Origin of the sequence: Motilimonas sp. E26 (assembly GCF_021278025.1) — a bacterium.
GTDB lineage: Bacteria > Pseudomonadota > Gammaproteobacteria > Enterobacterales > CBDFNC01 > Motilimonas.
The window spans coordinates 122783-134321 of sequence record NZ_JAIBHJ010000011.1 but is presented as its reverse complement, the minus strand read 5'-3'; the positions used below and the strand labels follow the sequence as shown (position 1 = coordinate 134321).

Below are 11539 nucleotides of genomic sequence, written 5' to 3'. Positions count from 1 at the left end.
ACTGGCGTTTGCTATAATGTGGCTGCCTATGTACTGCTGAACAAAATCTATACAGCAAAGATCAACAGACCCTAGGCTGAGTAATAAAACAAGCAACATCAATAGCTGTAATACCACACATAAAAACTGTCGTTTCAATAAGCGCAGCGCACCTTGGCAGCGAGATTGCAGTACCCGTGTTTGTTGCGGCGTTTTGATTAAACCAAGTGCCGCAAGTTCGCTGTCAAGCGCCCTTAGCATGGGGTCAGTATCTTGAGCGGTGGCCACGCCTTGCTGTTGCCACAACACGGCTAATTGAGTAAATAAGTCAGCGTCTAAGCTTACCCGCAAAGCATACATTTTCTGGGCCAAACCCACTAACAGCAAGATAATCAATAACCCTAACTGCCACGGCGTTATCATTAAAGCACTTTGTAACATCAGCATCAAAATGCTAAGGGCCGTAACACAGAGCGATAATTGGTCTAGCTCTGCGCCGCGCCTAAGCAAGCTAATTTGAACACCTAATTTTATTGGCAAGCTCATTCTTGCTCCTTATGAGTCAAGGGTTGACGCTTATAATGCTGCTTGTTTTGCTTCGCCACGGCTGCGCGATGGCGCTGATAATTAATAAATTCAGGCAACAACTGCATCTGCGCCAATGCCGCTAGGTGATAAGCTTTGATCACTACTTGTGGCCGCGCTTGTTCAATTAACCCTTTAGCGCTCTCAGGTGTTTGCGCCTGACCACTTAACAACAACCACGCCATTAACGCTACACTGCTGCGTGAATAACCAAGGGCACAATAAACAAGAATAGGCTGATAATGTGCATGATTAAGGGAGTCGATGGCTTTTGCCGCCTGCCAACATTGCTGTGCACTTAAGGGCGTAAGGTCGAGCACATCAAAATGTTGATAGTGATTACCTGTACTTAACTGCTTGGATAATCGAATCGGTAATTCCGGACACATATCCATTAAACCAACATATTGCGCCGCCTCACTCGCACTCGGTTTACGACCAAGCCAAACACCGTTCACCACTTCGTTCGCAGTCGCTTGTCCTCGGGTCCACAGCCTAGAATTAAGCCAAGCGCCCACTAAATAAGGCGCAAATAACACTGTCGCCGCTAAATTTAAGCGCCCAGAGTCTTGTTTTTGAAAGCCCATGGCGCCGCAGCATGTGTAGTTAAATGCCACCAGTAACAATGACACGCAAGGCCAAAGCAGTATCAAGGTAACGCCCGAAAAGTGCGCCGCAACTACGCCACACAAGATGCCAGCGAGACCATAGTAACTAGCCAAAGCATAATGTGGCTTAACCTTGCCATGACGCCAAAACAGCAGTGGGCTGCGCCCTGTATTAGGCCAACACCAGATACAGAAAAAACCGGCTAATACGCCTGTTGGCAAGTCGATAAAATGATGCTGCCAAGTGGTGAGTACGGATAAACCGATTAAGGCAAACCAGCCATGGGTCAGCCAGCGCCACACCCCTTTAAGGTGCTGAGCAAAACAGGCCCACAACACAATGAGCAAGGTGATATGCAGTGATGGCGCTTGATTATAAGGCTTATCAAAGCCCATCAAAATATCAAATAGAGTGCCAAACACTCCAGTTAACTCTGGCCGCTCAACACTAAAATGCAACGGCCAAAGTAAAAAGCAGCTAATACAAACCACTTGCGCCGTAAGTAAACGTAGCCCTAACGCATCGACCAATTTTCGCTGGCGCGGCAATAAAAAAGCTAAACCATAAAGTAAGTCTATCGACCAATAGGGAATGATGGTCCATGGCAGCAAGGGAATGTGGCGCTCCCAAGCAAACACCACACTAGCAACTTGGGGTAAGCTCGCGGCATACTGATTTGCGCCGTTGTAAGTAATAAAAAACAGCGGGGCAAGCAGTGCCAACCAAGCCACCCCGCGCCACCATAAAATCGGAGCAGGCTGAACGTGCGAAAGCGGTTTTGACATATTCACGAACCTAACATTTGAATAAAAGCGTCATCAAGAATCGACCATGAGAAAATGGGATATTGCGCAGCAAAATGTCTTTTTCATGGATGAAAAAGCCAAGCTTACAAGGACGTACTTGCAGCGTTTTTGCTAGCAACATTTCATTTTCTAAGTGTGCAGGATTTCGCTGCTTTCGGTTTCACCTTAGTGGCTCCACCGTCGCAAGCTTATCCCCACTATCAATCCACTTTTTGCGCGATAGAAACAGTAAAAATGCCCATTTCGTCAATGCGCTGCTCAATCTTTTTAAAGCCCGCAGCCGCAACCAGCTGATCCATCTCGGCCTGACTGCGACGACGCATCACCCAAGCTTGGCCTTCACGGTGGCTGGTCAAGGCGCGAGCAATCAGCTCTAACTGCGGATGCCAAGGCTGACCGGTATAAATCAAGTAACCGCCCTTTTCCATGCCTTGTGATAAGCCCGCCAACGAGCCCGACACTATAGTGTTATCACCAAATAGCTCATACAAGCCGGATACCACGGCTAAGTTAGGTTTTAGCGCCAGCGCTGCAAGGTCTGCTTTATCAAAAGCATCGCCTTTAACAAATTGCACAATTTCGCCAAGGCCTTTTTCTTCAATAAGGGCATTACCATCGCGGACATTTATATCACTGTAATCGCGCAGCAAAACAGCTTGCGGCTTCACCTCTGCTTGTTCAATGGCGGCTAAAATATAGCGGCCATGGCCCGCGGCAATATCCACCAGCTTCACTTCGCGCTGTTCATTTTTCAGCTTATCCATCGCCTTGGCGAGTAGCTCTTCTAAATTGACTTTGCGCTGGCGAATACCCTGCCAGCCCACTGAGTTTAAATAGTTTTGATCTATCAACTCACCAATTTTATTAGTGCCTGTCGGCTTGTTGCGATAAACGTAATCTAAGGTGCTGCCCGAATCAAATCCGGTATCAAAGCCCAGCTTCACCCCGGCAGAATAGCGACTGGTAAACGCAAGCGTTGAGCGATAAAAATCCCAAAAACGCGCACGTAATGAACCTTTTGGCAACGGCGCGGCAAGGGATTCAGCCTCGGCGCAAAAATAACCGCTTTTATCGGCGTTAAGTAAATCATTGGTTTTGCGCGGCTCGGCAAAGCGCTGCTCAACAAAACGTTTAATGCGGGCTAATGCTTGTGGCCGCGCCAGCTCACCTAAGGTGTCATGATAAAAGCCAGGCAGAATGTGCTGCTCTTTACAATCGCTGCTTAAGCGTTCAAAAAATTGCTGCTGTGGCTTGCGACGTACCACCCAATCATCGCCTGAAATCAATAGCTGAGTGGGCACATTGATCGCAGCAGCATCAGCCACCACGCGTTTAGCCGCGTCGTGTAACCCTAAAAGCATTTGCACCGAGATAGGTCTAGCAATCAAAGGATCGTTATCAAAAGACGCAATGCGCTCGGGGTCATGCGTTAAAAACTTCGCCTTAACGTAGCTGTTAACAAAGAAGTAGCCTTTAAACTGCTTTAACAAACGCAGACCCGGTATGGCAAACGGCACATATAATTTAATGCTAAATGCCGGTGATGCTAACACCAACGCGCGAATATTCGGCGCGTAATCATGTACCCAAGTCGAGGCCAATACCGCGCCCACACTTTGCGCTAATACAATCGTTTGCTCAATATCCACTTGATGCTGCGCCGCTAAATGGTCCATAAAGGTTTGCACATCACGCACACTGGTGCCAAAGCTTGGGCTGTCACCGCGCTCACCAGGCGATTCACCATGACCACGGGCGTCCCAAGCAAAAAAGTCACAATCATCAAGGCCCAGTTCATCAACTAAATGTGCCATTCGCCCGCTGTGCTCATGGCCACGGTGAAACATCACCACCGTTTTTCGCACCCCTTGATTTGGCGATTTTGCGGGCCAGTAACGGTATTTCAGCGCGACGCCATCATGAGTTGTAAAACTTAAGAGGGTTTCTTTTTCATTGATAGCCTCAGCAGCACTCTCTGAGTTTTCAACAACCTCCGCAACGGTTTGATTAGCTAAGTCCTCTGTCTCTGGTCTATCAAGGGTTGCGTCATGTTCTGTAACGGTATTCATAATGCGTTTCCTAATTTGCAAGCTGTTAAAATAAACAGCTGAAAAATAATGACCTAGGTTGGTTCCGTTAAACGTGAGTAGCTGACTCAGCTAAACCGCGTCGAACCCGATTGACTATGGTAATGAGCAGTAATAACAAAGTAATAACTAAAATGGTGTTAAACCAAAAAGTTGAAAGCCAATTTAAGGGCCAAAGTGTCGCCAATAAACCAAATACAAAGGCGCGATCGCTTTTTCCCATCGGGCCGTCGTAGCGCCGAGAAGCACCAACCATTAAACCCAGCACACCGGCAAACTCACTTAAGCTAGCCAAGAAGATAATCCCTAGCACCAAGGCGGGTTCAATACCAACCAGCAAAGCGAAAGGTAAAAAGAGTGCGGTGTCAGCAATCACATCAGACAATTCATTAAGGTAAGCGCCAAGACTAGACTGCTGTTTGAATTCTCGCGCCAACATGCCATCAATAGCATTAAACGCCATGCGCAAGAACATCCAAATCGGTAACAGAAAAAACCAGTTGGCATTTAAGGAGGGTAAACATAAAAAGCCGCCGAGTAGCAAAGAGATAACCATGGCCAGCAGCGTGACTTGATTAGCCGTCACGCCACGCTGATAAAGCCAACTCACACTCGGGCGCAGCAAATCCTGAAAGCGTGATTTTAATTTATAAATGGACAAATTTAAGCGCCTCACAGCACATGGGGAGTTTATATTAACGAATTAATAACAATCGTTTAAAGCAATAAACCTAATTGAGGCGCAGATTATCAAAGCAATTGTTCGAGTCAATTTACTTATCATGCTTTTGTGAAGGTAAAATAAAAAAACTAACGCTTTATTGCGCTAACCATACCAATAGTACAGATAGTGTTACCGTGCTTAACATCGTCGACATCAGTATCGCCGCAGCTAACACGCCTTTAATTCGCTCAGCTTGTGGATGATTTAGATAACGCTGAGCAAATGCATAACTGCTAACACCTACAGGTAACGCCGCTGCTAGAATAGCTGTAGTCGACCATAACGGTTCGAGCTCAAAACAAAAAAGCACTAAACAAGCCACCAATAGTGGAAATATGCCCATTTTAAATGCCACTAAAAGTAATGCAGCAGAAAGGTGTCCATAAATTCGATATTGAGTTAATGACATACCCAATACGACAAGAGCCAATGGTATCGCCGCCTCTCCCACTAAGCTAATAGTTTTGAACAACGGCGGGTAAACCACAATATCAAGCAGATTAAACATCGCTCCAGCCAGTAAGCTTGCGGTGATAGGACCTAATAACAATTGTTTTAAAATGATAAATAAACTTTGTCCTAAACGATGCAGAGATAATTGCTGCCATTGGGCGGTCACCTCCCCCAAAGTAAACAAGACCAAATTATGTATCGATATGAGTATAAATAAGGGCAGTAACGCCGCCTCACCTAAGCCGTAAATCGTTAGGGGAATGCCAATAATAGCAATATTTGAATAGACGCAGCCCATGGCAAAAATACTTTGCGCAACATGCTGATAAGAAAAATATTTTTTTACAATATGAACCGCTATCACAAACACCAGCAATAGTGCGCCATAATAAGCGCCTAAAAAGGTCCAAGGAATGGGAGATGGTACAACGGCTTTAGCAACACTAACGAACAATAAAGCCGGCAAGGCATAAGTGAAAACAAACTTACTTAACGCTTGTGACTCCGCAGACGTAACTAAGCGAGACTTAACTAGACAAAAACCTAGTAAAGTTAACACTAACGGTGGTAATACAACATCGATTACTGGCAAAACACCCTCAAAAACGGCGACAGAGATAAGCAATCCCAATCAATAAAAAAGCCAACCTAAAAATCTAAGCTTTGAACAAATAAAATGAACAATATCACACACTGATAGGCTTAACCCGAGTGAAGGTTAATTAAAGTTAACAAAGCCTCTGCCATTGCGCCATGTCAACTGCTAACATATCACTTAATTAAGCATGCTAGTTTAATAGTATCTAACAACCCGTTTTTATCTTTGATGCAAGCAAGGGATATATACCCTGTGGATTCCATGGACAACACTCAAGACAATGCTGAACAGGCATCTATTCCCGTTCAATCACAATATTCAATCGGCAAAATTATCAAATTACTATTTATTGTCTTGTCACTGCTAGTAGCAGTAATGGTTATCTATGAGACAAAAACTTCACATTTTCAATCTGAATTCATTTCAAACTACGCTAGAACACTCAATTATGAGGTGAAAGAAGGCCCCAGTGACAGTATCGTTTTTCCCAATCAAGGGCCTTTTGATCAACGCTTAGGCTACGTAAAACTGCCGATGATCCAGTCAAGGTTATTAGAACGAGGCTATGAAGTTGCTCAGCAAGCACACTTTAGCCCTGCTCTATTACGCTATGCTAACCAAGGCTTATTCCTCCCTTACACTGAAAAAGTACAAACAGGCCTGACTTTGCAAGACTGTAGCGGTGCGCCGTTTTATCGCTATAACTATCCTTATCATTACTATCCAAGCTTTGATCAAGTACCGCCTTTGGTTATTAAGTCGTTACTCTTCATTGAAAATAAGCACTTGCTTAGTAGCGAAAATCCACTCGCTAATCCGGCTGTTGATTGGCCACGATTTGCCATGGCGGCATTTACCCAAGTCACTAAAGCATTGGGTTTGCCTGGCCAATCAGCAGGGGGCAGTACACTTGCGACTCAGGTAGAAAAATATCGTCATTCAGAAGATGGCTTAACCGATTCTCCGACAGAAAAAATCAGGCAAATGGTGTCGGCCAGCGTACGCTCTTATCACTTAGGCCCAAACACCCTAGCGGCGCGAAAATTAGTGGTATGGGCATACTTAAACTCTGTGCCCCTATCTGCGGCTCCGGGCTACGGTGAAGTACACGGCGTTGGCGATGGTCTATGGGTATGGTTCGGCGCTGATGTCGCTGAAGTTAATCGCTTATTAGACCCAAGTAAAAATCAAGATGACACGTTGAAAGATATTGGCTTAGCGCTGCGCCAAATTGTGTCTTTGATGATCGCCCATCGCCGCCCTTCTTACTACTTGACCTCTGGGAGAGAAGACTTATCGCGCCTAACGGACAGCTATTTGCGTATCTTTATGCAGCAAGGCATGATCTCTGGGCAGTTAATGGCTGCCGCTTTAGAAGCAAAAATCAACTATCGAGATTTTAAAAAAAATCCAGCTTTAATGCGGATAGAAAGCAGTAAAGGCTTACAACTGACTCGCACGCGTTTAAGTCAATTATTAGGAAGCCAATTTTATGATTTAGACCGCATGGATCTTAGCGCAAATACAAGTTTGAACATTCCCCTGCAGCGCGATGTTTCCAGTTATCTAGCACAATTAGCAAAACCTGAATTTGCCCAACAAATAGGCCTACTGGGCAACCGACTACTCACCCCAGAGAAGACCGCTGACGTCAATTACAGCTTCACTTTAATGCAACAGTCAGAGCAAGGTTTTAAAGTTCGGGTACAAACGGATAATACTAACCAACCCTTTGATATTAACGAAGGCAGTAAGCTAGAGTTAGGCTCTACCGCTAAAATACGTGTGCTGACCACCTACTTGGAGATCATCGCAGAGCTACATGAAACCTATGCTGACTTGAACGATATCAGTTTACGGAAAATTAGCATTCCCAAACAAGATATACTCAGTCGTTGGGCCGTTGATTACCTCAGTAAAAGCAAAGACCGCGATCTATCAAAGATGCTCAATGCTGCGCTCGAACGAAAGTATTCAGCGAACCCCAATGAGCGCTTTTTCACCGGTGGTGGGATGCATAGCTTTAACAATTTCAGCGCCAAAGATAACCAGCGCCATGCGACCATGATTGACTCGCTACGTGAGTCATTGAACTTGCCTTTTGTACGTTTGATGCGTGATATTGTGCGCTATAGCACCTACAAAGATGAAAACCGCACCCGCTTACTGGAAGATGATAAAAACCCACAGCGTCAAGAGTATTTGTCGCGCTTTGCCGACCGAGAAGGCAAGACTTTCCTACGTCGGTTTTGGCAAAAATATACCGGTAAATCAGATGCTGAACAGTTTGATATTTTTCTTAATGGTTTAAAGCAAACACCCGCAAGGTTAGCGGCAGTACATCGCTATATTTTACCCCATGCCAGTCAAGCCGAATTTAATGCTTTTATTCTTCAACGCCTACCGAATAAAGAGCTCGATAATAAAACCCTAGTGCAATTGTATAAACGCTATTCACCAGGTCAATACTCACTTCCCGATCAAGGCTATATAGCGCGAGTACACCCACTAGAACTTTGGCTCTTGGGGTATTTAATGCAAACCGATAATGTGACCTTATCCGATGCTATAGCAGCAAGCCAAGTTCAACGCCAAGAGGTCTATGGCTGGCTATTTAAGACTCGCCATCGCACCGCACGGGATTCACGCATTCGAACCATGCTCGAAGTAGAAGCTTTTTTAGATATTCATCAACGCTGGGCAAAAGTGGGCTACCCCTTTGACCACCTTGTCCCTTCCCTAGCAACCGCTCTAGGTAGCTCGGGCGATCGCCCTGTTGCCCTCGCGACCCTACTTGGCATCATTCAAAATGGCGGAATAAAATATCCAACTCAGCGCATCGAAAAATTGGCCTTTGCCGATGATACCCCTTATCAGAGTCACTATAACCCCAAACCCATTGCCGGCGAGCGAGTAATGCGAATTGAAGTAGCGCAAGCACTTAAAAACGCACTAGCAGAAGTAGTCAATGCTGGCACCGCAAGACGCTTAGCAGGAGCATTTACCCAAGCGGATGGTGAATTATTAACAGTAGGAGCTAAAACCGGCACCGGTGATAACCGTATTGAAACCTTTGGGCGGGGTGGACAAGTAACCAGCTCTGTAGCACGTAACCGCACAGCGACCTTAGTCTTTTATATTGGTGATGATTACTTTGGCACCTTAACAGCTTATGTGCCGGGCAGTGCATCTGATAACTTTACTTTTACATCAGCGTTGCCAGTACAGGTGCTAAAAGGTATGGTCCCTATGCTCATGCCTTATCTTGACAAGTCCATCGCAAACGGCGCACATTACTGTCATTAACTCAAATCTGAATAACATAAATGATTATCAACCTAGAAGCTTTTTTGCTTGCAATAACAATATTGACCCTAACTCCGGGGTTAGACACGGCACTTGTCATACGTAATACCAGTCGCGCAGGAGTAACCGCGGGATACATGACAAGTCTAGGAATATGCTTCGGTTTATTTGTTCATGCTACCTTTTCAGCTATCGGGATTTCGGCCATATTAATGCAATCAGCAGAGTTATTTCTGCTCATCAAGTGGGCTGGCGCAGCCTATTTAATTTGGCTCGGCCTTAGTAGCTTTAAGTCACTGTTACAAGGTCAAAAAAATACGATTCATTTGCAACAAGTAAAGACGCCTTTAAAACACCAAAAAGCTTTTCGTGAAGGATTTTTATCAAATGTATTAAACCCAAAGACCGGTATTTTCTATTTAGCGTTTTTACCCCAATTTATTAATCCTGAATACTCACCATTGTTGCAATCATTGCTGATGGCAGGCATTCATTTCATTATCGCAATGGTTTGGCAATGTGGCTTGGCTAGCACACTCAATAAGGCAAAAAACTTACTACAAAGCCGGGCTTTTTTAGCTTGGATGGAAGGAATAACGGGCACAGTGTTACTCCTTTTAGGGGTGAAATTACTGCTTGAAGAATGACAAAGCCTTAACTTATCGGCCTAAGTGTTGATCAATTAACTCGGCGAGTTTTTCATTAAGATGGCTTTCAAATTCATCTAATTCTTTACCAAATAATGCTAGGTACTTACACGCTTGTTGATAGGTTAAATTCTTGGCTGCAAGTTGATACTGAGTCTCTGGCAAGGATTTATCGTAACGTGGCACGATTAACCAATGGACAAAGTCACGATCTATTTCCGTAAACTCTTGCTCAGCAAAGCGGCAAAACTCCTCAATGTAATTTTTCCCATCAGGCCCTAAACAACCAGGCTCTACACGACATAAAACCGTTAGTTTTTTCTCATCTGGCAATACTTGATTTTGGCTCATTCATTAGCAACTTAAATACTATTAATATGCCAAGTGTAGGTTATCTAGCCAGCCAGTTAAAGTTGATATTGTTCAGAACATCGCCAGTGAGCGATGGGCTTGTATCGATAAGAGAGCAACTTGTGAGCAAAATTCATAGTATTCACATAAACAATGTAACATCTACTGTTTAGGCTTATTTTTCTCTTCAATCCACTGCGACATATATTGGGTGCTTTTCATACTGTGATGACGCAACATCGCGCCAGTAAAATTAGCTAAGCGGTGCTCGGGCAAGTTAGCTTGTAGTGCATTAATACGCGCAATTAGCCTCTTACCTAACTCGCTAGCGTCATACACCTGCTCAAGTAATGGCTGGCAGGCATCTTGGGCTTTCTGCCAAAACGCTTCATCTTGATATAAAGCGACCGCTGCCGCTATCAACTCATCATCGTTATTGGCAATCAAACCCGGCCAAGGCATGCCGTTGGTCATGCCTTCTGCGCCAATATCTGTGGTCACACTCGGTGTGCCCATTTGCATAGCATCAATGAATTTCCCTTTAATACCGGCGCCAAAACGCAGCGGCGCAAGGCACACTCGGGCTTTTGCCATCACAGCAAAGGCATCATCGGCCCAGCCTTTTACTAAAAAACCCGCCTTCGGATTATTCAGTGCGGTGGCTTTTGGCGGTGGGTAAGAGCCATAAATATGCAGCTGTGCATCTGGACATTGCTTGCGGATCGCAGGCCAAATTTGGCTTAACACTAATACCGCGTCCCAGTTAGGGGCATGCCGAAAGTTGCCAATACTAATAAAGTGCTGGCGCTCGTTAAAACCAAGCTGAGGTTGCGATGACGTTTTTGGCTCAATCATAAACGGCAGATGATGCAGTAGTGCGCAGGGCACCTTAAACGTCTCTGCCAATAGCGTCATTTCATAACTAGAGATAATCAAAGACAAGTCACAGCGGTAAATGGCCGCGATTTCACGCTTAGCCAGATCGGAATGTAGGTCTTGCGGCATCAACTCGCGTTGCTTTTTCACCGCTTCATGGCGTGCATTACGTAAGCACTGTAAGTCTTCGGTATCTAAAATGCGCAGCGCACTAGGGCAGTTTTTTTCCACCCGCCAGCCAAATTGCTCCTCCATCATAAAGCGGTCAAACATCACCATGTCAGGTTGCAATTCACTAATAAACGCATCAAACGAGCTGCAATTTAAGGCAATGCTTTCGCTGGCAATATCTTCTTCGGCTAAATCAACCATGTGTTCGCTGCGCTGCGCGGGACTCGCAAACGTAACTTGCCAGCCTTGACGTTTAAATAAACGCAGCAGCGACATCATGTGGCTGCCAGCCGCTGACGAATTTGGCTCAGGCCAAACATAACCAATCACTAAAATTTGTTGCATCT

At 45.1% G+C, this 11539-nt stretch carries 9 protein-coding genes; 2 read left to right on the top strand and 7 right to left on the bottom strand.

The window, feature by feature from the left end; genetic code table 11:
• From K1M91_RS11485 to K1M91_RS11465, 5 genes are all read right to left on the bottom strand, one after another.
• On the bottom strand, nucleotides 1–525 hold a 525-nt coding region (locus K1M91_RS11485; protein ID WP_232801902.1), incomplete at its 3' end, for a hypothetical protein.
• Complete coding sequence (locus K1M91_RS11480; RefSeq protein WP_232801901.1) at nucleotides 522–1958, bottom strand: phosphatase PAP2/dual specificity phosphatase family protein; 1437 nt, start codon at nucleotides 1956–1958, stop codon at nucleotides 522–524. The genes K1M91_RS11485 and K1M91_RS11480, both read right to left, overlap by 4 nt.
• A gap of 221 nt (nucleotides 1959–2179) precedes the next feature.
• Nucleotides 2180–4048 (bottom strand): bifunctional alpha/beta hydrolase/class I SAM-dependent methyltransferase, encoded by a 1869-nt coding sequence (locus K1M91_RS11475; protein WP_232801900.1) that lies wholly within the window; start codon nucleotides 4046–4048, stop codon nucleotides 2180–2182.
• Nucleotides 4049–4115: 67 nt separating this feature from the next.
• A complete protein-coding gene (locus K1M91_RS11470) occupies nucleotides 4116–4727 on the bottom strand; it encodes a CDP-alcohol phosphatidyltransferase family protein (RefSeq protein ID WP_232801899.1) in 612 nt (203 codons plus the stop codon).
• 157 nt (nucleotides 4728–4884) lie between these two features.
• Nucleotides 4885–5835 (bottom strand): AEC family transporter, encoded by a 951-nt coding sequence (locus tag K1M91_RS11465; protein WP_232801898.1) that lies wholly within the window; start codon nucleotides 5833–5835, stop codon nucleotides 4885–4887.
• A 267-nt stretch (nucleotides 5836–6102) separates the two neighbouring features.
• Between K1M91_RS11465 and K1M91_RS11460 the strand changes: the two genes are divergently transcribed.
• Entirely contained in the window at nucleotides 6103–9147 is a 3045-nt protein-coding gene (locus K1M91_RS11460; protein ID WP_232801897.1) for a transglycosylase domain-containing protein, read from the top strand.
• A gap of 20 nt (nucleotides 9148–9167) precedes the next feature.
• On the top strand, nucleotides 9168–9794 hold the full coding sequence (locus tag K1M91_RS11455; RefSeq protein ID WP_232801896.1) for a LysE family translocator: 627 nt from the start codon (nucleotides 9168–9170) through the stop codon (nucleotides 9792–9794).
• 12 nt (nucleotides 9795–9806) lie between these two features.
• Here the strand turns inward: K1M91_RS11455 and K1M91_RS11450 are convergent, their stop codons facing one another.
• A complete protein-coding gene (locus tag K1M91_RS11450) occupies nucleotides 9807–10145 on the bottom strand; it encodes a hypothetical protein (RefSeq protein WP_232801895.1) in 339 nt (112 codons plus the stop codon).
• Between the two features lie 162 nt (nucleotides 10146–10307).
• Nucleotides 10308–11537: a glycosyltransferase gene (locus K1M91_RS11445; RefSeq protein WP_232801894.1), complete on the bottom strand. Its 1230-nt coding sequence runs from the start codon at nucleotides 11535–11537 to the stop codon at nucleotides 10308–10310.
• Between the last annotated feature and the right edge of the window lie 2 nt (nucleotides 11538–11539).